Source organism: Cyanobium sp. NIVA-CYA 375, from assembly GCF_056108345.1.
The window spans coordinates 15,686-36,369 of the sequence record NZ_JBSYHW010000017.1 but is presented as its reverse complement, the minus strand read 5'-3'; the positions used below and the strand labels follow the sequence as shown (position 1 = coordinate 36,369).

30 protein-coding genes and 2 tRNA genes are annotated in these 20,684 nt (G+C 60.2%); 23 read left to right on the top strand and 9 right to left on the bottom strand.

All coding sequences use genetic code 11. From position 1 onward, the window contains the following. The first annotated feature begins 76 nt into the window (after positions 1 to 76). From minD to AC01FP_RS06560, 4 genes are all read left to right on the top strand, one after another. Entirely contained in the window at positions 77 to 895 is an 819-nt protein-coding gene (minD, locus tag AC01FP_RS06575; RefSeq protein ID WP_474479031.1) for a septum site-determining protein MinD, read from the top strand. A gap of 5 nt (positions 896 to 900) precedes the next feature. Next, a complete protein-coding gene (gene minE, locus AC01FP_RS06570; protein ID WP_474479030.1) occupies positions 901 to 1,215 on the top strand; it encodes a cell division topological specificity factor MinE in 315 nt (104 codons plus the stop codon). A 41-nt stretch (positions 1,216 to 1,256) separates the two neighbouring features. Continuing rightward, positions 1,257 to 1,469 carry a response regulator transcription factor gene (locus AC01FP_RS06565; protein WP_474479028.1) on the top strand — a complete coding sequence of 71 codons (213 nt, stop codon included), beginning with the start codon at positions 1,257 to 1,259 and terminating at the stop codon, positions 1,467 to 1,469. Between the two features lie 35 nt (positions 1,470 to 1,504). After that, positions 1,505 to 1,576 (top strand) — tRNA-Thr (locus AC01FP_RS06560). 10 nt (positions 1,577 to 1,586) lie between these two features. On the opposite strand, the gene AC01FP_RS06555 is transcribed toward AC01FP_RS06560, so the two are convergent. The 5 genes from AC01FP_RS06555 to AC01FP_RS06535 are packed head-to-tail and all read right to left on the bottom strand — an operon-like array spanning position 1,587 to position 4,896. Next, complete coding sequence (locus AC01FP_RS06555) at positions 1,587 to 1,751, bottom strand: hypothetical protein (RefSeq protein WP_474479027.1); 165 nt, start codon at positions 1,749 to 1,751, stop codon at positions 1,587 to 1,589. A gap of 12 nt (positions 1,752 to 1,763) precedes the next feature. Beyond that, positions 1,764 to 2,375 carry an L-threonylcarbamoyladenylate synthase gene (locus AC01FP_RS06550; protein WP_474479026.1) on the bottom strand — a complete coding sequence of 204 codons (612 nt, stop codon included), beginning with the start codon at positions 2,373 to 2,375 and terminating at the stop codon, positions 1,764 to 1,766. Next, entirely contained in the window at positions 2,365 to 3,261 is an 897-nt protein-coding gene (gene prmC, locus AC01FP_RS06545; RefSeq protein WP_474479024.1) for a peptide chain release factor N(5)-glutamine methyltransferase, read from the bottom strand. The genes AC01FP_RS06550 and prmC overlap by 11 nt, the downstream gene beginning before the upstream one ends. A gap of 9 nt (positions 3,262 to 3,270) precedes the next feature. Then, positions 3,271 to 4,425, bottom strand: a complete 1,155-nt coding sequence (locus tag AC01FP_RS06540; protein ID WP_474479023.1) for a DNA-processing protein DprA — start codon at positions 4,423 to 4,425, stop codon at positions 3,271 to 3,273. 27 nt (positions 4,426 to 4,452) lie between these two features. Then, on the bottom strand, positions 4,453 to 4,896 hold the full coding sequence (locus tag AC01FP_RS06535; protein WP_474479022.1) for an acyl-CoA thioesterase: 444 nt from the start codon (positions 4,894 to 4,896) through the stop codon (positions 4,453 to 4,455). Positions 4,897 to 5,009: 113 nt separating this feature from the next. Here AC01FP_RS06535 and AC01FP_RS06530 point away from each other — a divergent pair, with 113 nt between their 5' ends. Next, a complete protein-coding gene (locus tag AC01FP_RS06530) occupies positions 5,010 to 5,858 on the top strand; it encodes a universal stress protein (protein WP_322766108.1) in 849 nt (282 codons plus the stop codon). On the opposite strand, the gene psbM is transcribed toward AC01FP_RS06530, so the two are convergent. Together psbM and AC01FP_RS06520 are read right to left on the bottom strand one after the other, a co-directional pair. Then, positions 5,855 to 5,962, bottom strand: coding sequence for a photosystem II reaction center protein PsbM (gene psbM, locus AC01FP_RS06525; protein ID WP_015109223.1), 108 nt, complete (start codon positions 5,960 to 5,962; stop codon positions 5,855 to 5,857). The two genes, AC01FP_RS06530 and psbM, sit on opposite strands and share 4 nt — an antisense overlap. Before the next feature lie 48 nt (positions 5,963 to 6,010). Next, positions 6,011 to 6,496, bottom strand: coding sequence for a 2Fe-2S iron-sulfur cluster-binding protein (locus AC01FP_RS06520; protein ID WP_474479021.1), 486 nt, complete (start codon positions 6,494 to 6,496; stop codon positions 6,011 to 6,013). A gap of 114 nt (positions 6,497 to 6,610) precedes the next feature. Here AC01FP_RS06520 and psbB point away from each other — a divergent pair, with 114 nt between their 5' ends. From psbB to AC01FP_RS06460, 12 genes are all read left to right on the top strand, one after another. Continuing rightward, positions 6,611 to 8,170, top strand: a complete 1,560-nt coding sequence (gene psbB / locus AC01FP_RS06515; protein ID WP_474479020.1) for a photosystem II chlorophyll-binding protein CP47 — start codon at positions 6,611 to 6,613, stop codon at positions 8,168 to 8,170. Positions 8,171 to 8,194: 24 nt separating this feature from the next. Continuing rightward, positions 8,195 to 8,290, top strand: a complete 96-nt coding sequence (locus AC01FP_RS06510) for a photosystem II reaction center protein T (RefSeq protein ID WP_010314684.1) — start codon at positions 8,195 to 8,197, stop codon at positions 8,288 to 8,290. A gap of 124 nt (positions 8,291 to 8,414) precedes the next feature. Next, on the top strand, positions 8,415 to 8,909 hold the full coding sequence (gene nrdR, locus AC01FP_RS06505) for a transcriptional regulator NrdR (protein WP_474479018.1): 495 nt from the start codon (positions 8,415 to 8,417) through the stop codon (positions 8,907 to 8,909). A 137-nt stretch (positions 8,910 to 9,046) separates the two neighbouring features. Beyond that, the gene (locus tag AC01FP_RS06500) at positions 9,047 to 10,132 is read left to right on the top strand and encodes a 30S ribosomal protein S1 (protein WP_474479016.1); all 1,086 of its coding nucleotides are present in this window, start codon (positions 9,047 to 9,049) and stop codon (positions 10,130 to 10,132) included. Between the two features lie 24 nt (positions 10,133 to 10,156). Next, positions 10,157 to 10,972 (top strand): HAD family hydrolase, encoded by an 816-nt coding sequence (locus tag AC01FP_RS06495; protein WP_474479014.1) that lies wholly within the window; start codon positions 10,157 to 10,159, stop codon positions 10,970 to 10,972. 21 nt (positions 10,973 to 10,993) lie between these two features. Then, on the top strand, positions 10,994 to 12,256 hold the full coding sequence (gene metK / locus AC01FP_RS06490; RefSeq protein WP_474479013.1) for a methionine adenosyltransferase: 1,263 nt from the start codon (positions 10,994 to 10,996) through the stop codon (positions 12,254 to 12,256). A gap of 16 nt (positions 12,257 to 12,272) precedes the next feature. Further along, positions 12,273 to 13,538 (top strand): FGGY-family carbohydrate kinase, encoded by a 1,266-nt coding sequence (locus AC01FP_RS06485; RefSeq protein ID WP_474479011.1) that lies wholly within the window; start codon positions 12,273 to 12,275, stop codon positions 13,536 to 13,538. A gap of 174 nt (positions 13,539 to 13,712) precedes the next feature. Further along, complete coding sequence (locus AC01FP_RS06480; protein ID WP_474479010.1) at positions 13,713 to 13,979, top strand: DUF2470 domain-containing protein; 267 nt, start codon at positions 13,713 to 13,715, stop codon at positions 13,977 to 13,979. A gap of 44 nt (positions 13,980 to 14,023) precedes the next feature. Continuing rightward, on the top strand, positions 14,024 to 14,692 hold the full coding sequence (locus tag AC01FP_RS06475) for a ComF family protein (protein WP_474479008.1): 669 nt from the start codon (positions 14,024 to 14,026) through the stop codon (positions 14,690 to 14,692). A gap of 8 nt (positions 14,693 to 14,700) precedes the next feature. Then, positions 14,701 to 14,773, top strand: a tRNA-Phe gene (locus AC01FP_RS06470). A 49-nt stretch (positions 14,774 to 14,822) separates the two neighbouring features. Further along, entirely contained in the window at positions 14,823 to 15,107 is a 285-nt protein-coding gene (locus AC01FP_RS06465) for a hypothetical protein (RefSeq protein ID WP_474479007.1), read from the top strand. Positions 15,108 to 15,136: 29 nt separating this feature from the next. Then, positions 15,137 to 15,739, top strand: coding sequence for a chromophore lyase CpcT/CpeT (locus AC01FP_RS06460; RefSeq protein WP_474479004.1), 603 nt, complete (start codon positions 15,137 to 15,139; stop codon positions 15,737 to 15,739). A 16-nt stretch (positions 15,740 to 15,755) separates the two neighbouring features. Here AC01FP_RS06460 and AC01FP_RS06455 read toward each other — a convergent pair whose 3' ends face one another. Both AC01FP_RS06455 and AC01FP_RS06450 read right to left on the bottom strand, forming a co-directional pair. Then, positions 15,756 to 16,169, bottom strand: coding sequence for a hypothetical protein (locus AC01FP_RS06455; RefSeq protein WP_474479002.1), 414 nt, complete (start codon positions 16,167 to 16,169; stop codon positions 15,756 to 15,758). Further along, complete coding sequence (locus AC01FP_RS06450) at positions 16,154 to 16,402, bottom strand: hypothetical protein (RefSeq protein ID WP_474479001.1); 249 nt, start codon at positions 16,400 to 16,402, stop codon at positions 16,154 to 16,156. The genes AC01FP_RS06455 and AC01FP_RS06450 overlap by 16 nt, the downstream gene beginning before the upstream one ends. Before the next feature lie 195 nt (positions 16,403 to 16,597). On the opposite strand from AC01FP_RS06450, the gene AC01FP_RS06445 reads away from it, so the two are divergent. From AC01FP_RS06445 to AC01FP_RS06420, 6 genes are all read left to right on the top strand, one after another. Then, positions 16,598 to 17,116, top strand: a complete 519-nt coding sequence (locus AC01FP_RS06445; RefSeq protein ID WP_094559988.1) for a phycocyanin subunit beta — start codon at positions 16,598 to 16,600, stop codon at positions 17,114 to 17,116. A 42-nt stretch (positions 17,117 to 17,158) separates the two neighbouring features. After that, a complete protein-coding gene (gene cpcA / locus AC01FP_RS06440) occupies positions 17,159 to 17,647 on the top strand; it encodes a phycocyanin subunit alpha (protein ID WP_254937566.1) in 489 nt (162 codons plus the stop codon). Between the two features lie 77 nt (positions 17,648 to 17,724). After that, positions 17,725 to 18,252, top strand: a complete 528-nt coding sequence (locus AC01FP_RS06435) for a hypothetical protein (protein WP_474478999.1) — start codon at positions 17,725 to 17,727, stop codon at positions 18,250 to 18,252. Positions 18,253 to 18,278: 26 nt separating this feature from the next. Further along, on the top strand, positions 18,279 to 18,860 hold the full coding sequence (locus tag AC01FP_RS06430; protein WP_474478998.1) for a globin family protein: 582 nt from the start codon (positions 18,279 to 18,281) through the stop codon (positions 18,858 to 18,860). Between the two features lie 82 nt (positions 18,861 to 18,942). Continuing rightward, on the top strand, positions 18,943 to 19,674 hold the full coding sequence (locus AC01FP_RS06425; protein WP_474478997.1) for a pentapeptide repeat-containing protein: 732 nt from the start codon (positions 18,943 to 18,945) through the stop codon (positions 19,672 to 19,674). Positions 19,675 to 19,790: 116 nt separating this feature from the next. After that, complete coding sequence (locus AC01FP_RS06420) at positions 19,791 to 20,675, top strand: phycobilisome linker polypeptide (RefSeq protein ID WP_254937669.1); 885 nt, start codon at positions 19,791 to 19,793, stop codon at positions 20,673 to 20,675. The last annotated feature ends 9 nt before the right edge of the window (positions 20,676 to 20,684 follow it).

Below are 20,684 nucleotides of genomic sequence, written 5' to 3'. Positions count from 1 at the left end.
CGCGGCTAGCAATGCCAGCACCAAAACATGCAACTGAAGGTTTTGGCCTTAACCTCCTGAGACTCCAGCCTGTGCCGTGGTCGCCGCGTCTACCCGCTACATCCTGATCTGCTCTGGAAAAGGAGGTGTGGGCAAGACCACCCTCACCGCCAACCTCGGCATTGCCCTTGCCAAGCAAGGGGCTCGCACCGCCGTGCTCGATGCCGACTTCGGCCTACGCAACCTCGACCTGCTGCTCGGTCTGGAAAACCGGATCGTCTTCACAGCCCAAGAGGTGCTGGCAGAAACCTGCCGCCTTGAGCAAGCCCTGGTGAAGCACAAGCAAGAGCCAAACCTGGCCTTGCTACCCGCAGGAAATCCACGCATGCTCGAGTGGCTCCAGCCCGACGACATGCGGAAGATTGCGGCCATGCTCGGCGAACGCTTCGACTATGTATTGATCGATGCGCCGGCAGGCATTGAAGGCGGCTTTAGAAACGCCATGGCCGCCGCCCGCGAAGCAATCGTGGTAACAACCCCAGAGGTTTCTGCCGTGCGAGATGCCGACCGGGTGATAGGTCTTCTCAACAGCGAAGGAGTCCAGCCGATCCAGTTGGTGCTCAATCGAGTGCGGCCAAAAATGATGGCGAATCAGGAGATGCTGGCTGTCAGCGATGTCACTGACATCCTGGCTCTGCCCTTGCTGGGACTGGTACTGGAAGACGAGCAAGTGATCGTGAGCACCAACCGCGGTGAGCCCCTCACCCTTAACGGCAATAGTTCACCTGCTGGCCGCGCCTACACCAATGTGGCCCGCCGCCTTCAGGGTGAAGAAATTCCGGTGATTGATCCCAGCAAGGAGCGCCAAGGCCTCCGCGCCAAGCTTGGCCGCCTGATGCAAACCAAGATTTTCTAAAGCCGATGACACTGCGTGATGTGATCGACAAATTGCTGGGCCGCCAGCCCGCCAGTGCCAATACGGCCAAGCAGCGTCTGCAACTGGTGTTGGCACACGACCGCAGCGACCTCAATCCCGAGCTGCTCCAGCAGATGCGCCGTGAGATTCTCGAGGTTGTAAGTCGTTATGTAGAAATCGACTTTGATGAAGGGGATGTGACCCTGGAAACCGAAGACCGGGTTACGGCATTAGTTGCCAACCTGCCTATTCGTCGCGCCAAGCTGACGGTTCCAACGGCTGCCCCTGAGGCGGCCCTGGGAACTGGGCTCAGCTCCTGAGCCAGACGTGGGAACCCTGGGGAACAGCCGCCCCAGCGCCCATGCATTTACCGAGCGCATTCGACCAGTCCGAAATCACCGCCGCAGAAAGGCGCGTGCTCCAGCAACTGGAACTTGGATACAGCAACAAGGCGATTGCAGCAGCTTTAATTCTCAGCAGGCGCACGGTCGAAAGCCATATGTCGAGCTTGCTAGCCAAAACCGGCTGCCAAAGCCGCACCCAGCTGCTGCTCTGGTCGCTCGGTGAGCGATAAAGTCATTGAGTGGTTGTTGGTAAGCGACATCCATTGCCGGCTTAGCTCAGTGGTAGAGCAGCGCTTTTGTAAAGCGAAGGCCATCGGTTCAAATCCGTTAGCCGGCTTATTCGATCTTCAATTTCGAGCAGCGCGCCCAGCCAGAAGCCAGCTACCAAGGACCAGCAGCAACCAGGGCAAAAAGCTGAGCTGCATCAAGTCGGACAACACCTGCAGCAAGGGCTCCATAGCCCAATAAAACACCGCTACCGAGACCGCCACCACAACAATCAGAGCCCCCATGCCTACGCGCTCCTAAATGCCTGGGGGCAGTAGAGCACCGGCCCGCAATACCCGCCAGCCTCCCTCAGGGCGCCAAGCAACCACCGTGCTGGCCTGACCTGCGGCGATGGGCCAAGGGATCGGTGCCAGAAGCGGCACCCCGGGAAATTGCTGGGCAGCCTCCTGAGCTGTACATGCGGCCGGACAGCCTGAAATGTTGGCGCTGGTTGTAGCCAAGGGGCCACTTAGCTGCAGCAAGGCCTGGGCTTCCGCACTGGCCGGCAGCCGCAGGCCCAAGCTCGACCCACCGGGATTGAGAGCCTCTGCCACCACTCCCACGGCAGGCAGCACCAAAGTGACCGCCCCAGGCCAGGCCCAAGCAGCCATATCCAACCACTCAGAGCGCGGCGCTATGCCGAGGCAAGCAAACAGGGCTTCGGAGCTGGCCGCCATCAAAATCAAAGGCTTGTCTGCCGGGCGTTGTTTCAGGCGCCAAAGCTGGTTGGCCTGGCCCGGTGAAGCCGCCAGGGCTGGCAAGGTATCTGTGGGGAACAGGGCAGCCGAACCCTCCAGGAGCCGTGCCGCCAGAACCGGCGGCTCCAAGGCTGGAGATGGAACCGGCATCAATCCAGGCTTAATGGTCATGGCAATCCACGCCCGATCCTGGCCAGCGAGCTGACGCAAAGCGCTCTACACCCTCGAGATCGCCATGGGACCGCACCTCGGCATATCCGGCAGCATTGAGTAGATCGATCACCGCATGGCTCTGATCGAAGTGATGCTCCATCAGCAGCAGGCCTCCTGGAGCAAGGGCCGCCGCCCCACCCGCCACTATTAGGCGCAGGGCGTCGAGTCCATCGACTCCGCCATCGAGGGCAATTACGGGCTCATGCTCCCTCACCCCGGGCTCCAAATCAGCCCATACCGCAGTCGGTATGTAGGGGGGATTGCTCACCACCAGCTCAAACTGTCCCCACCAGGGGCTCAACGGCTGCCACCAACTGCCCTCCAGCAATTGCACCCGATCGGCAACGCCACCTGCCGCCAGATTGAAGGCCGCCTGGCGAAGAGCCCCTGGACTGCATTCGACGGCCCAGCCGCGACTGGACGGCCAGGCCAAGCCCAAGGCCAGGGCCATACAGCCAGAGCCGGTGCCGAGATCGGCCCAACAGCCCGGGCCGGAAGGGGCCAGCTCCAGGGCCAGCTCCACCAGTAATTCCGTTTCCTGTCTAGGGATCAGCACTCCTGGGGCCACGCTGATTTCCAGGTCACGCCAGGGGCAGCGCCCCACAAGGTATTGAAGCGGCTCGGAGGTATCGAGATGGCAGCGCCACATCGCCTCCAATTGGTTGAGATCACAGGCCAGTTGAACCGGCAGCTGGGCATGAAGCCGCAGCTGCTGTTGCGCCCGCCAGGGCAGGCCTCCCGCCAGATCCAGCAGCCAGTCAAAGTCTCCAGGGCTCCCGCCCAGGGCTAGTTGCTGTCGGCGCCAGGCCAACAACTGCTCCCCATCGAGCTGCCCATTCACCATGGATTCAGGCTAGGCCGGACGCCAGCAAAGCCCAGGCTCAGCCCGCACCAGCCCCTGAAGCTCTAAGGCCAGCAGACGGGAGGAAAGGGAGGCCGCAGGCTCCTCCAGCATCAAGCAGAGCTGCTCAAGCGAAGCTCCGTGCCCCAAGGCATTTAGTAGCGCGGGATCGGCTGATCGCAGTAGCCCGTGGGCGGCCGCAGGAACAGCGGGGTCTGGCGAGGCCAGGGGGCCAGGCCCTAGCTGGCGAATTAGATCTGCGGGCTCAAGCAGGACTGTGGCGTCTTGGGCGAGCAGACGATTGCTACCGGCAGCCGATGCCTTGCCCGCATCAGCCGGCACGGCCCAGACCGGCAACTCCTGCTGCATGGCGAGGGTGGCCGACTGGAGCGCCCCACTGCGCATAGGGCACTCGACCACCACCACCGCCCGAGCCAGGCCGACCTGCAGCCGGTTGCGAGCCGCAAAATGGCCTGCCTGCACCGCAGTGCCCGCCGGCAACTCGCTCACCAGCAGCCCCCCGGCACCCACCTCAGCCTGCAAATGCTGATGGTGCCTGGGATAAACCCGCTCAAGGGGAGTGCCCAACACCCCCACAGGCCGGCCGCCCTTGGACAAGCAGCCCCGGTGGGCGGCTCCGTCGATCCCTTCTGCCAGGCCACTCACCACCGGCCAACCCGCCTGGGCAAGGGCCGCACCGATCGCCTCAGCCATGGCCAGCCCATGCAGGGAGGGACGGCGCGTGCCCACGACCGCAATGGCCTGGCGGCGCCGAAGCAGGGGCCACAACCCGCCAATACCCCGCCAATACAGGCGCAGAGGCGGCCGCGCCAAGGCGAGCAACTCGGGCGGAAAGGCCGGATCAGCCGGCACCAACACCCCCTTGCCGCCACGCAGCTCTTGGCAGAGACGGGGCAAGGGATCGGGACCCCAGCGATCGCGATAACGCTGCAGCTGGCGGCAGCCCACCGCACCAAAACCGGCAAGGGCAGCAAAGGCCTCGAGTGGAGCGCCCCAGGCTGCCGCCCAGCCACAAAAGTTGTCCCTAATGGCAACCAGCCGCTGGGCGCCAATTCCTGGACAACCCGACCACAGCAGCCACCAAAGCCGCTGCTCCTGATTCCAACCGGCGCCATCGGCGCTCCGCAGCAGCCCCTGAATCGCCATGACGCTTTCAGTACAGATGTACTGATCCTAATGCGGTCCCCGCGCCTGGGTCGCAACCGCGGCCTCCAGATCCGCGGGCAAGCGGCGCACCAGCCGGCGCTGATCCAGCCCAGGGGCGCTCTCCACCAGCACAAGCTCAACCCTTGCCTCAGCCGCCAGCTTTCCGCTTGCAGCAAGAAAACGGCTTCGCCAGGGCAATTTCAGACCACAGCGCGGCAGCACCTCGCTCCACAGCTGCACAGCATCGCCGTGAAACAGGGGCTGCTTGTAGTCAATGGTCAAACTCACCACCGGCAGCTCCAAGCCCCGAGCGGAAAGATCGCTGTAGGCGATACCAGCTGCAGCCAGGGCCTCTACCCGCGCCTCCTCAAGCCAAGCCAAGTAAGCGCCATGCCACATCACGCCGGCGTGATCCGTGTGTTGGGGCAGCACACGGCGCTCCAGCAACCAGCCCTCAGCCACTCTTTTCACCAAAGCTGGGCCTGCTTGGCCGAAGGGGGATGGTTGCGGTGTGGCGGGCAGATGGTTTGCGCTTGCAGATCGGACATAGGGTGACAGGCAGCCTGCTACTTCGAGTCGTCTCAGTGTTTCGCAACGTTCTAATCGCCGATTCCGGCAAAGGCCACGTGGAAGAGATGGTGCGCATGCTGCGCGACATCCCGGCGGTGCGTGCGGCCCGCATCAACCTGCTGCACGTGGTGCCTGAGCAGGCTGGTGAGAGCTTCGCGGACCAATCCCAAAAAGCGGCGACTATCGCCGCCGAAGCCGTGCAGCGGCTCGGGCTCAACCCCAGCGAGGTGAACACAATCATTCGCCAGGGAGACACCAAGCAAACGGTGCTGAAGGTGGCCGACGAACTCAACAGCGACCTGATCGTGATGGGCTCCAGAGGCATGGGTCGCCTTCAGTCAATCCTCAGCAATAGCGCCAGCCAATACGTATTCCAGCTGTCGACCAGGCCGATGCTGCTGGTGCGCGACGACCTTTACATCCGCCACATCAACCGGGTGATGGTTGCCATCGATGGCACCGGGGTCGGAGACGACGCCCTGAAACTGGCCTGCGAGCTTGTGCGGGAGATTCCTGGCGGCAGCCTCACCGGCGTGCACGTAACCCGCCAAGACATCACCCCTTCTCGGGGCGGCAAATCCCCAGCCGATGAAGTACTCGAGAAAGCAAGCCAGCGAGCCCGTAGCTACGGAGTGGAGCTCAAGGCAGTGCATCTCAGCGGCGATGTCGGCCGCAGAGTATGCGCCGCCGCTGAGGATCTCAAAGCCGACCTGCTGGTGATCGCTTCCCAGGATCGGCGCCCGGTGGTTGCTCGCGGCCTCGTCGACATCGACCGGCTACTGGGCAGCTCGGTGAGCGACTACATCCGCGTTCACGCCCCAGCCCCTGTGTTGCTGGTGCGGGAGCCTGAAGGGAGGCGCTAGCCCCCCTGGCGGCTGTTGGTTTGGATGTAAAGAATGATCAAAAAGACCGCGGGAACCAACACGAACAAAAGGCTGGCAACAAAGCCGAGATCGTTGGTTTCCATGGCTGAAGGGGAAGTGAGGGGAGGGTATCACCGCCAAATGGGCGCTTCTCAGGAGGCTTCACCGCTCGTTGCGGTTGGCGCCTGTTCTCCGCCCTCGCTGAGGCCTTCAGCCCCATCCTCTAAATCCTCGTCGCCTTCCTGCACCGGAGGGGCAGGCCAGGCTGTGGGGCCGCTGGGCAGGGGCTGGGCCTGGGCCTCCGCCACCAAATTTTCCTGGTCGGCCATGCCCACCTGGGGCCGAGTCAAAACCAAAACAGACTCCTGAACCATGGTTTGACAGGCAAGCCTCCAGGTTTGGGGGCGCCGGCGCAGTTTTTGGTCTTCCACGGCGGTGCGGGCGCTCAGCACCTGGGCAGCGGTGCCCTCCGGAATCGCCACAAAGCAGGTAATGCACTGACCGCAGCCGCCGCAATTGCCTAGGGCACCCTTGAGGCCGTAGAGCTGAATGCCCTCTCGCAAAGCCACTTCTCGCAGGTTTTCGCCGGGGTAGCACTCAATGTCGCGGCCCTCGCGAACAAATCGGATCACGGGCATGAAACCTTTTTGCAGAGGTATTCATTCTGGGCCAGGCCGTTGCGGTCCGTTACCTGGAGCGCACGGCGGCCGGAGAGCCCCTTACGATCACGCCACCCACCCAGAATTACCCCCATGGGATTGCCCTGGTATCGGGTGCACACGGTCGTCATTAACGACCCGGGCCGATTGCTCGCAGTGCACCTCATGCACACCGCCCTAGTTGCCGGCTGGGCCGGCTCCATGGCGCTTTATGAGCTCGCAATTTTCGATCCCTCAGACGCGGTACTCAACCCGATGTGGCGCCAGGGCATGTTTGTCATGCCCTTCATGGCCCGACTCGGTGTAACCGGCAGCTGGGGCGGCTGGAGCATCACCGGCGAGACCGGTGTTGATCCGGGATTCTGGAGCTTTGAAGGCGTGGCAGCAGCCCACATCGTCTTCAGTGGCCTGCTTTTCCTAGCTGCCATCTGGCACTGGACCTACTGGGATCTAGAGATCTGGCAGGACCCTCGCACAGGCGAACCAGCCCTTGACCTGCCCAAAATTTTTGGCATCCATCTGCTACTTGCCGGCCTTGGCTGCTTCGGATTCGGGGCCTTCCACCTCACCGGGGTATTCGGGCCTGGCATGTGGGTCAGCGATCCATACGGCATTACGGGTCACTTAGAGCCAGTCCAACCATCGTGGGGGCCGGAAGGATTTAATCCCTTCAACCCCGGCGGCATCGTGGCCCACCACATTGCAGCTGGTATCGTTGGAATCATTGCTGGTATCTTCCACATCACCACTCGCCCGCCGGAGCGCCTTTACAAGGCCCTTCGTATGGGCAACATAGAAACAGTGCTGGCCTCGGCCATTGCGGCCGTATTTTTTGCAGCCTTTATTGTTGCGGGCACGATGTGGTATGGCGCAGCAGCAACCCCTGTAGAGCTGTTTGGGCCCACCCGCTATCAATGGGACCAGAGCTACTTCAAGACCGAAATCAATCGTCGAGTCCAAACCGCTCTCGACAACGGAGCTACTAAGGAACAGGCCTTCGCCTCGATTCCTGAGAAACTGGCCTTCTATGACTACGTAGGCAATAGTCCTGCGAAGGGCGGCCTATTCCGGGTTGGCCCGATGGTGAACGGCGACGGTCTCCCCACCGGTTGGATAGGCCACATCTCCTTTACTGACAAAGATGGCCGGGATCTGGAGGTTCGGCGCCTGCCCAACTTCTTCGAGAACTTCCCAGTTATTCTCCTGGATCAAGATGGCATCGTCCGCGCCGACATTCCCTTCCGTCGGGCTGAGGCCAAGTACTCCTTTGAGCAGACTGGTGTGACGGCGACCGTCTACGGCGGCGCCCTCAACGGCCAGGTCTTCACTGATCCTGCAGATGTGAAGCGCCTAGCCCGCAAGGCCCAGCTAGGTGAAGCCTTCGAGTTTGACCGCGAGACCTATCACTCCGACGGCACCTTCCGCAGCTCACCGCGCGGCTGGTTCACCTTCGGCCACGCCACCTTCGCCCTTCTCTTCTTCTTCGGCCACATCTGGCACGGGGCCCGCACCCTGTACCGCGATGTGTTTGCCGGTATTGATCCGGATCTGGGCGAGCAAGTGGAATTCGGTCTGTTCCAGAAATTGGGAGACCGCTCTACCCGTCGTCTGCCTGAGGGCTATGTCCCCCCGGTAGGCAGTCCCCTCAGCTGACCGCCAGCACCCTCGAGGATATCCATGGAAAGCTTCGCTTACATCCTGATCCTGGCTCTGGCCATTTCCACGCTCTTCTTTGCGATCGCTTTTCGCGATCCCCCCAAGATCGGCAAATAATCAGCCAGATTCCTTTAAAGCTCCTGCTTCGGCAGGGGCTTTTTTGTTGTGCAATGAGCGAATGCAGCCCTTTCCAAATGAAAAAGTGCTGCTTACACTTGAAAAACACGCCCGGATGCCAGGGATGCAATGTCCCTCATGCCAACACACCGACAGTCGGGTGCTCGAATCGCGGGCAGCCGACAGTGGGCGCAGCGTGCGGCGGCGGCGTGAATGTCTCAACTGTGAATTCCGTTTCACCACCTACGAGCGGGTAGAAACCGTGCCTATCACCGTGGTGAAGCGCAACTCCTCGAGGGAAACCTTCAACCGCGTCAAGTTGCTGCACGGACTTCTGCGCGCCTGCGAAAAAACAGGCTTAGAGCCGGCCAGGCTCGAAGGGGTAGTGGATGAAATCGAACTCCAGCTGCAGCAGCGCAGTGGACGGGAGGTGACCAGTGCCGAAATCGGTGAACTGGTGCTGCAGCAACTCAGCGAAATGAGCGAGGTTGCTTATGTGCGCTTTGCCTCTGTCTACCGCCAGTTCCAGGGCGTAAGCGATTTTGTTGCCACCTTGGAAGGACTGCACAAGCGCAGTGGTGGCCGCCTACGCAAATCCAGCCTGGCCACGGTTGGCTGAGTCGAATCAGCTGAACCAGATCAAAGGAACGGAAACACCCTGCTGCCACGTTGGTACAGTTACGAATCGGGTTTGCTCTGCTGGCGGGCAGATCACCCTTCCCATTCCCACTGCTTCAGGCAGTCCGCCACCTCTCCATGACCGTGACCCCTTCCGATACCAGCACTGAAACGCTCAACCAAGAAGCCATCAGTGCCGAGGCCGAGCTCGATTTTGCCGCCGCCATGGGCGATGAGCTCGATCTGGCCATTCCGGAAGAGGTCCCCACCGCCGATGACCCCAGCAGTCGCGCTGCATCCCGCAACGACGCTGATGGCGTGGGTTTCACTCTGGATGAGTTTGCATCGCTGCTGAGCAAGTACGACTACAACTTCAAGCCGGGTGACGTTGTCAACGGCACCGTGTTTGCCCTGGAATCGAAGGGCGCCATGATCGACATCGGCGCCAAAACAGCGGCGTTTATGCCCGTTCAGGAGGTGTCAATCAACCGGGTTGAAGGCCTCAGCGACGTTCTCGTGCCAGGCGAGATCCGCGAGTTCTTCATCATGAGTGAGGAGAACGAAGACGGCCAGCTCTCGCTTTCCATACGCCGCATCGAGTACCAGCGTGCCTGGGAGCGGGTGCGCCAGCTGCAGAAAGAAGACGCCACCATCTACAGCGAGGTGTTCGCCACCAACCGCGGCGGCGCCCTGGTGCGGGTTGAAGGCCTGCGCGGCTTCATTCCCGGCAGCCACATCAGCACCCGCAAGGCCAAAGAAGAGCTGGTGGCCGACTTCCTGCCCCTCAAGTTCCTTGAGGTGGACGAGGAGCGCAACCGCCTGGTGCTCAGCCATCGCCGCGCCCTGGTGGAACGCAAGATGAACCGCCTCGAAGTGGGCGAAGTGGTGCTCGGCACCGTGCGCGGCATCAAGCCCTACGGCGCCTTTATTGATATTGGTGGAGTCAGCGGCCTGCTGCACATCTCCGAAATCAGCCACGAGCACATCGAGACACCGCACACGGTGCTCAATGTCAACGACCAGATGAAGGTGATGATCATCGACCTGGATGCCGAGCGGGGCCGGATCTCTCTCTCGACCAAGGCCCTCGAACCCGAGCCCGGCGACATGCTCACCGATCCCCAGAAAGTGTTCGATAAAGCCGAAGAAATGGCCGCCCGCTACAAGCAGATGCTGCTTGAGCAGGCCGAAGACAACGAACCAATGGGCGTCACCCTCGACTGAGCCAGACCCAACTACGAGCCCTCCATGGCTGAGCTGTTTCTGCGGGGACAACCCCTGGCCGATGCCACGGGGACACCATTCCCAATCGAAGCGGTGTTGTTCGACAAGGACGGCACCCTTTGTATCAGCGAACCAATGCTCCAAACCCTGGCCTCGGCCAGGGTTTTTCATGCCTGCGAGCTGTTGGTGCAACGACACCCTGAGCTACCTGTCAGCCAAGGCGACGAGCTGGCTCAGCTACTGCAGCGGGCCTACGGGCTCAGCAATAGCGCCATTCATCCGGCCGGCGCCACGGCCGTCGGCTCCCGCAGCCACAACCTGATCTCCACCGCCACAGCTCTTGCCCAGGTGGGCCTCGGCTGGCCAGAAGCCCTAGAACTCAGCGAAAGGGTGTTTACGGCCACCGATGGCCTACATGGCCAGGGGAGTGTGCACCGGCCCATCGCCACTGCCGGACTACACGATCTGATGCAAACACTGCAGGACGCAGGCGTGGTGTGCGCCGTGATCAGCAACGACAACGAGGCTGGCATCGAAGCTTTTCTGGCCAGCCAAAACCTCAGGTCCAGCTTTCAAGCCCTGTGGAGTGCCGACCACAACCCGCGCAAGCCAAACCCAGCGGCGGTGCACGCACTCTGCGCCCAACTCGGAATACAGGCCAGCCACTGCGCCCTGATCGGAGATGCCAATAGCGACCTGCGCATGGCCCAGCAGGCGGGGGTGCCCGTGGTGCTCGGCTATGGGGCGGGCTGGAGCATCGCCCCGCCGCTAGATCCCCGCTTCCCCTGCCTGCAACATTGGCGCGAGCTCCAAGTAAGCGCAGGCCAGCACATAGGCTGAGTTCAGTTGAATTAAGGCTGCATGAGCCGTTACGTCTTCACCTCCGAGTCGGTAACTGAAGGGCACCCCGACAAGATCTGTGACCAAGTGAGCGATGCGGTGCTCGATGCCCTGCTAGCCCAGGACCCGGCTTCTCGAGTTGCCTGCGAGACCGTGGTCAACACCGGCCTTTGCCTTATCACAGGTGAAGTAACAACCACCGCCCGGGTTGACTTCAACACCCTGGTGCGGGGCGTGATCAACCAGATCGGTTACGCCGGTGCCCGGGCCGGCGGTTTCGATGCTCACAGCTGTGCCGTGCTGGTGGCCTTAGACCAGCAGTCCCCCGATATTGCCCAGGGGGTAAACGAGGCCGACGACCACGACGGCGACCCCCTCGATCTGGTGGGAGCAGGCGACCAGGGGATCATGTTTGGCTACGCCTGCAACGAGACGCCCGAGCTAATGCCTCTGCCGATCAGCCTGGCTCACCGCCTGGCGCGGCGGCTGGCGGAAGTGCGTCACAACGGCAGCCTCACCTATCTGCTTCCCGACGGCAAAACCCAGGTGAGCGTCGTCTACGAAAACGAAGTGCCCGTGTCAATCGACACGATCTTGATTTCCACCCAGCACACAGCTGAGATCGATGGCATCTCGGACGAAAAAGCGATTCGAGAGCGCATTGCCGCCGACCTCTGGATCCACGTGGTGGAGCCCGCCACCGCCGATCTGGCCCTCAAGCCCTCCCAGGCAGACACTCGCTTCCTGGTGAACCCCACCGGCAAATTTGTGGTGGGCGGCCCCCAGGGTGACGCCGGTCTGACGGGCCGCAAAATCATCGTCGATACCTACGGCGGCTATGCCCGCCATGGCGGTGGCGCCTTCTCGGGCAAGGACCCCACCAAGGTGGATCGCTCCGCCGCCTACGCCGCCCGCTACGTGGCTAAAGCCCTGGTGGCCGCAGGCCTGGCTCGCAAGTGCGAAGTGCAGCTCAGCTACGCCATCGGCGTGGCTAAACCGGTGAGCATCCTGGTGGAAAGCTTCGGCACGGGCGCCATCAGCAATGCCGACCTCACGACCCTGGTGCAGGAGCAGTTCGACTTGCGCCCCGGGGCCATCATCGCCACCTTCGGTTTACGGGAGCTGCCCCAGCAACGCGGCGGCCGCTTCTATCAAGACATAGCCGCCTATGGCCACTTCGGCCGCACCGACCTGGATCTTCCCTGGGAAAACGTGGATGCCATCGCTGCCACGCTCAAGCAGGTCACCGCGGCCAAGGTCAACGCGGCCCAGGTCAACGCCTGAACTGCCTGCCCGGCGGGTGAGCACGGCACTGGCCCTTGGGATCGATCTTGGCAGTAGTGGCCTGCGGATTGCCCTGATAGGGCCAGATGGCGAGCAGCTGCTCGCAGAGTCCAGCCCCTATCCATCCAGCCTCGAGGAGCCTTTGGGCTGGGTGGAGGGCCTAAAAAGCCTCTGCGAGCAGCTGCCTGCAGCTGCCCGTGAGCGGGTTGGGGCACTGGCGGTGGATGGCACCTCAGGCACCCTGCTGCTGTGCCGTGCCGATGGCCAGCCCGGCCCTGGCTGCCTAGGGCAAGCCTTGCCTTATCACTTCGCCTGCCGCGAGCAAGCAACTGCAGCTGCAGCCATGGCCGGCTCAGGCCCAGCCGCTAGTGCCAACGGCAGCCTGGCCCGGGCTCTGCACCTGCTGGCTCAGGCCCAAGCAATCGGAGCGAGCGGCCCCTGGCTGCTGCGTCACCAGGCCGACTGGCTAACCGGCTGGTTGCTTGGTGACTGGAGCTGGGGAGAAGAGGGCAACAACCTGCGCCTCGGCTGGGACCTACAACGGCAGGACTGGAGTGGCTCGATCGCCCGCCAGCCGTGGGCCACAGCCTTACCCGCGATTCGCCCCAGCGGCGCGGTGCTGGGGCGAATCGCGGGTAAGGCCGCCCAAAAGCTGGGACTGGCGCCTGGCTGCCAGGTAGTTGCAGGCAGCACCGACGCCAACGCCGGGGTGCTAGCCGCCCAGCCAGGCAAAGGCGATGGCGTCACCGTACTGGGCACCACCCTGGTACTCAAACAGTTCAGCCCCAGGCCGATCGAAGGGCCAGGCATCAGCTGTCACCGAGTAGCAGGCAGCTGGCTGGTGGGTGGCGCCTCCAATGCCGGAGCCGGCATCCTGAGGCGCTTCTTCAGTGACGGCCAGATCGAAGAGTTGAGCCGCCAGATCGATCCTCGCCAGCCCACGGGCCTGCAGCTGCGGCCGCTGCCAGCCCGTGGGGAGCGCTTTCCCGTGGACGATCCTGAGCTAGAGCCCCTGCTAGGCCCGCGCCCGATCAGCGACGCCTGCTACCTCCAGGCCCTGCTGGAGGGCCTCACAGCCATCGAGAAACAGGGCTGGCAGCGGTTGCAAGCGGCCGGCGCTCCCGCCCTGGAGCGGGTGATCACCCTGGGGGGCGGGGCCCGCAACCCCCAATGGCGGCGGCTGCGCCAGCAGAGCCTCGGCATACCGGTGCTGAATCGACCGGGGTGCACAGCTGCCCTTGGCATGGCCAGACTGGCCGCAACAGCCCTGCAAAAACCATGAACGACCGCCTGCGCTCTGTGATCTCCATGGCGGTGTTTGTGGTGCTGGCTGGCTATGTGGGCTTCAGTGCCCTGCGTCTTGGCCTGTTGTTATGGCAGCGCTTCGGCGCCGCCTAACCACTTAGCAGCTTCGTCCGAGCCAGAATCACTCCCACCCCCACCGCCTCGCATCACCATGGCCGCCGACCCCCTCACCCCCGCCGTGAGCGATCGGATTTGCCGACACATGAATGACGACCATGCCGAGGCGGTGCTGGCCTATGCCCGTCACTACGGCGGCCTAGGCGCAGTCGAAAAGGCAAGCCTGTTAGCAGTCCGAGCCGAAGCCATGGAGCTTGAGGTGGATGGCGCCAAGGTCACAGTGCCCTTCGACCACTGCCTTAGTGACAGTGAGGATGCCCATCGCACCCTGGTGGCGATGTTGCGGGCCCTGCCCCGCTGAAGCCGGCGGCGTGGGAACCCTGCGGTAAACCTGCAGACCCTTCCATGGCCGCCTGGCCCCCTGGCCCAACTCCTTTAACGGCAGGGCTGTTAAAGCTGCTGCCCCTGGACTGGATCGCCAAACCACCAAGCCTGCACGCCGATCTGGCGGCGGAATTACCCGAGGGCGGACGCCAGGGCAGTGATCCCATCCATTGGTGGGCCGCTGGCATGTATTCGGGGCGGCTACGCCGGCAGCTTCTTTATCTGCGCACCCATCCGAATCCGGCAATAGTGGCAGTTCTGGTACAGCAACTAGCCGCAGGACTGGGCGCCGAACCTTGGGCCAGACCACCCCTGCTGGTTGCGATCCCCAGCTGGAAGCGGCGAGCCAACCCTCTGCCCGGCCTGCTGGGCAGGGCCCTTAGCTGGCAACTGGGCTGGCGCCAAGTACCCCTCCTGCAACGCAGTCGGGCAGTGCTGGGCCAGCACCATCTAGGCCGCGAGCTGCGCTGGGCTAACCAGGCAGGAGCCTTTCGCTGCTCCGCCTCTGGGCAGCAACAGCACCCCCGGGATAAGCCTGCGGTGGTGCTGTTGGACGACATCCTCACGACGGGTGCTACGGCCTGCGCCGCTGCAGATACCCTGCGCGACCAGGGCTGGCAGGTGGCTGGCATGGCCTGCCTGGCCCGAACCCCGTGGCAGGGCCGTGATCTAAGATCACTTCGTCGCTAAGGCGACGGGCCGGGATAGCTCAGTTGGTAGAGCAGGCGATTGAAAATCGCCGTGTCCCCAGTTCAAATCTGGGTCCTGGCATTCTCCGTCCCACTACTTTCCTGCCGCGAAAAGCCTGCCAGGGTTTGGAATGGCTCAACTAGAAACGGCTGAATATTGCGGCACCATGCGTGAGCATCCACTGAACTCCAACCGGATGTTCAATAACGCCGACAGCTTTGCTCAGGCTTTCGATGAAGCCTGGCAAAAACATGAGCAGCGCGACCCCCACCACGGCCTCGATCCAGCAGCCAAGGTCGATCTGATGCTCGAGGGGCTTGGCGACCATCCCTTTCTGCAAAACCAACCAGAGCTGGCTCAGCAGGTAGCCGCTTTTCGCCTCCGCCTCTTGGGGTTGGCCGGGCCCAGCCAGTAGCGTCATCCTCACAGCCGTGAACTGGCGTGATGGCGAGCTCCTTGGAGCGATTGGTGCGGATGTTGAGCGGTGGCTTCAGCAACCAGGAGCAGGCTTTTGAGAATCCGCCCCTCTACGCCCACATCCTGGTCAAATTCCGCCCCCTCCCCCAGCTGGCACCGGGCTCTCTGCTGCTGGAGCAGAGCTATGCGATTAACCCAGCAGCTCCTTACCGCATTCGGGTATTGAGGGCGCAAGCACTGAACGGCCAGCTGACGATCGTCAACCAGGCGCTGGCAGAAGATCAACGCTTCTGGGGAGCGGTAGAGGACAGCGAACTCCGTGGCCGCATTCAAACCAGTGACCTAATGCCCCTCGATGGCTGTGCCTACGTGGTGCGCGAAGAGAGCGAAGGATTCGTGGGGGAAGTGGAGCCTGGATGTCGCTGTCTGGTGGAGCGCAAGGGAAGCACCTCCTACCTAGTGAGCCGGCTGGAACTAAACCCAGCTGGCATGCGCACGATCGATAGGGGCCACGATCCGATCACCCACGAACATCTTTGGGGATCACTGGCGGGTCCCTTTGAATTTGCCCGCACCGACGACTACAGCGACGAAATACCAGCCCATTGGTTTGAGCAGTGGCGTAATTGAGTGGCGGGATTGAGTGTCAGGCGCTGAGCTCATCGAGGAAGGGTTGCTCCTCCTCATCAAGGAAGGGCTGCTCGACCAGGCTGTCATCCAGAAAGCTTTCCTGTTGCGCCCCCTGGGCATGGGCCAGCTGGGAGGCAACAACTGGACGCAGGTGACGGCCTAGCCCTTGATTCTCGATGCCCTGAAGCAGGCCCTCAAGGCGAGCCAGCCGGTCTTCTGTGTCATCGAGTCGTAGCTCCGTCTCGTCAGCGAGCACGCCCTGGCTATCGGCCTGGCCCTCAAGCAGGGGCTCGAGCCTCAACTCCTGGGCGGCAAGCCGCTCCTCCAGTTCAAGCAGCCGGAAGGTGATCGCTTCTGCCACTTCCGAGAGGGTCTGCAGCTGATCAGCCAGCCGCTGGGTGCAGTCTGCAACCTTTAGCTCAACAGCCATAACCATTGCCGATGGAATGGGCGGATGGTATCGGCGCAGCCCATAAGCGCCAGGGGTTGGCGCCCCAGTGCCTGCAGCGCAGCGTTTGTAACGATTCCGAAAGCCTTGTAATCCGATCGAAACAGGCCAATGTGGATGCCGCGGCCAAGTTTTTTTGAAAACCACCACACCCAACGCTTTGTTGAGCTAAAAATCAGGTATCTGCTGTGGTGACCTGCACCGAGCAAGCCCACCAGTCCCTAGGGCAGTGACCGTTTGTTAAGGGAGCAGTAGGCAAGCAGGCATCTTGAAGAGAATGGGCAAACCAAGTTGACAACAGCCAGGTTGCTGCACCCTGCCCACAAGGGGCACTGCGCAGCCCTGGGCCCTGACCAGCCTGGAACCCCTATCCACCCTTCCGACTCTTCGTCGCGACTAGGAGCCTCCCAATGTTCGACGCCTTCACCAAGGTTGTAGCCCAGGCTGATGCCCGTGGCGAATTCATCAACGCCGGTCAAATCGACGCGCTGGCGGCGATGGTTTCCGAGAGCAACAAGCGTATGGATGCTGTGAACCGCATCACCTCCAACGCATCCAAGATCGTCACCAATGCGGCCCGCGATCTTTTTGAAGCTCAGCCGGCGCTGACAGCTCCTGGTGGTAACGCCTACACCAGCCGCCGCATGGCTGCGTGCCTACGCGACATGGACATCATCCTCCGTTACATCACCTACGCGATTTTCAACGGCGATGCATCCGTGCTGGAAGACCGCTGCCTCAACGGCCTACGGGAGACCTACCTAGCGCTCGGCGTTCCTGGGGCTTCAGTTGCTGAAGGCGTTCGCAAGATGAAGGACGCAGCCATTGCAATTGCCAACGACCGCAACGGCATCACCCAGGGAGACTGCTCAGCTTTGATCAGCGAAATCGGCACCTACTTCGACCGCGCTGCAGCAGCCGTCGGCTGATCAGCTCACTAAAAATTCAAATCAACTTATTCCCCCCTTCCCATGAAAACTCCCCTTACCGAAGCCGTCGCAGCAGCTGATTCCCAGGGACGGTTCCTCTCAAATACTGAGCTCAACTCCGCTTTTGGTCGCTTTGACCGCGCCAAAAATGCTCTTGCAGCTGCTAAGGGCCTAACAGCCAATGCAGACAACTTGGTGAACGGCGCTGCCCAGGCCGTTTACAACAAGTTCCCCTACACCACTCAGATGCAGGGTGCGAACTATGCCGCTGATGCCCGTGGCAAGGCAAAGTGCTCCCGTGACATCGGCTACTACCTCCGCATGGTCACCTACTGCCTCGTGGCTGGTGGCACCGGCCCCATGGATGAGTACCTGATTGCCGGGATTGATGAAATCAATCGCGCTTTTGAGCTCTCACCGTCTTGGTATGTTGAAGCTCTTAACTACATCAAAGCCAACCATGGCCTTGCCGGCGAAGCAGCTACAGAGGCAAACAATTACCTCGATTACGCAATCAACGCACTTGTTTGATCAAGCTGCTTTTTAGAACGTAATCAATAGCCTCCCCGTCGAAGGGAGGCTATTTTTATTGAACAAAAAATAAAGGTATGGGCGAAGGTAAGCATGAAGACAGCAGTCGTGAAGAATTGTTCGCCCACAGCGATTCGGCAATAATCATACAGCCGGGGAAACCGTCCTCTTGCCAAAACAAAACACTCATGCCGCCCAAAGACATTTTAAGCATAAAAGACTTAATAAAACAAGCCGAAGAGGAACAGGAGATACAGTACGGAACAAGCGAGGCACGCTTGCGCATAGACCTCAGAATTGAAGACATTGGGCTTTGGAAATCCCATCACAACAAAAATCCTGCCAACAACAATATTATGCTTGCCTGCGAGAGCAATAGCGGCGAACTATCAGAAACAACTCTGACCTGGGTAGTCGGAGCAGCAATACGTTCTACATTGGTAGAAGGAACAGCCCAAGCAAAAGATCTGCTCAAAAAGCTCGGAGTATCAGAAGAACTGGTGGATCTGGCATCTGAACACTGTCCAGATCTAGGCGGGAAAGCAATATGGGCTTTCCATTTGGAGCGACATGGCTGGCTTACCGCAACTCCTGTGGAATCGTGAACCTAACTAGAGAAGGAGATCGAAAGATGGAGATCAGCCAACTGGCCAAGGCTGCAAAAGTATGCGGCATAAGCAATCGAGACAGCCTCCCCGAAGCAGTGAGAGCGGTGGTAGCTAAAGCCGATACTTCAAAACGGCTCCTAAACGCAGAAGAATTAGAAGAGATATGCAAATGTTGCAAAACCTCAGAACATGCCGTTGAGCTACTGATAGCTGAGTCAAACCAGGTGGTTGATAAAGCAAGACAACAATTACTATCCCAACAACCACAACTCATCCTGCCTGGCGGAGAATTACACCCAGAACCAAGGGCAGAAGCCTGCTGGCGAGACTGCCAACAGTTTCTACGGGTGATCATTTACGGGGTAGCATGCGATTGCACAGAAGTAACAGATGCGGCAGGGATGACGACATTGCGTCAGTTATACAAGGAGATGGAAGTACCTATCCCTGCGATGATGTATGTCCTAGCCCAGATGCGGACACTAACCACACAAGTACTAAAAGCTTCTGGCCATTTTCGCGAGGCAACCTGCCTTGACAAGGCTTTTGATAATCTGATCAAGGCCTTGCAACCAACCTCGCCCGGAAAACAAGAAGCCAAATAAATCCGGCAACCAATTACCATTGCAAGCGAAACCACAGAACACTAACCCATCAGATTACTAGCGAAGTGAATCCCGTCTAAACATGAATCAAAAGCATCGAGCATCTTTGTTGCCGGAAGATCCAAGCCAATGGAGTGCTCCTGAAAAGTGCGAACCTACTGCGGCGCAGCATCAACCCGTAGACGCGCGCGGTGCAAGCTGGAACAACCGTGTTCTACAACCACTTGACCTGCGCCAGGCAAACCTTTGTCGCATGGATATAAGGGGAACAGACCTAAGCGCCTGCCTACTAGAAGGATGCAACCTAACACTTGCTCGTTATGACAAAAAGACTCGTGTACCCGCTGGTTTTGATCTTGAAAAGTCAGGAGCGGTAGGCCCTGGTGCAGCTCTTAATGGGGCTTTTCTAAATGGTGCAGATCTCAGGGGTATGGATCTTCGGAACACCAACTTCATGGGTGCCTACCTAAGCGGATGTGACTTAAGTGGTTCAGTATTAGACGGAACACGCTTTGTTGGAGCAGACCTAAGGTTTGCGAAATTGCGAGGTTGTCGCTGCATCGCAACACGCTTTACCGGCAGTCAGTTGCAGCAGGCAGACTTTAGGGCTGCTGATTTAACAGAGGCAATCCTAGATGGGGCTGAAAATATTCAAGGCGCTGACTTCAGTCAGGTAACAGGCATGGACAAGAAACAGCTCACAAACCTCCTAACTCGCTCTCACATCGAACTGGATTGCTGGAACCCTCTCACCCGGCAAGCCACCAGGGCGACCCTTGAATCTTTGCTTGAATCGGCAACGAGAACGGCATAGCGCGCTGGCACGGCCAGACAAAGCGAAGCGATTGAAACAAAAGATTGAGGTTTATAAAGCTAAGGTCGAGGGTTATGGGATGCCAGGGATAATTGCAAGGTATCGCCAAGAAAGTCATGCCGTTTGGTCCAGCATCCATCCTGGGTGTGGAGAGCTTCTCCCAAGAGTGCGAAGCACCACGTGAGCTAGTACCAGGAGACGACGACCAAGCGAAGGAGTCAGTAATCCGGGCTGTCTACAGACAGGTGCTTGGGAATGCCTACGTCATGGAGAGCGAACGACAAGTTGTTGCAGAATCGCAGTTCAAGCTAGGCGAGATCAGCGTTAGAGAACTGGTACGACGTATCGCCAAAAGCGATTTGTATAGCACCCGCTTCTTTGACTCATGCGCGCGCTACCGCTATATCGAACTAGCATTTCGCCACCTACTCGGACGTGCTCCAGCAGATTTTGAGGAAATGCGCGGTCATGCCGAAAGACTAGATACAAGTGGGTATGAAGCAGACATCGACAGCTTCTTAGATTCTGACGAGTATCAGAACACCTTTGGTGAGTGGACAGTCCCATATCAACGTGGTTGGAAAACAGAATCCTGTGCAACGCTTCAAGAATTCACCTGGTCATTCCAGTTGCTGCGTGGAAACAGCAGCAGCAGCCTTAAAGGCAACTTGGCTGGAATCAGGAGCCGCCTTGGCGGTGCTGCTTATCAGAACCGACCCCTCCCTGTGGTAGCTCCCTCATCACAAGATACCCAAGGCTGGAGCTTCCGCCCAGCTGCCAACCTGACAGATCCTGTTACACGGATAGGTGTACTTGCAGGTGAAGCAGGCAAAGTCTATCGAGTTGAAGTAACAGCCTATAGGGCCAATAATGTGCGGCCCACATCACGCTACAGGAAGGCAAACAGAGTATTATTCGTCCCTTTCAACAAGCTATCTGAGCAGTATCAACTTATTCACCGCGAAGGAGGCAAGATCGCAAGCATCACACCACTGAGTTAACCCATTACT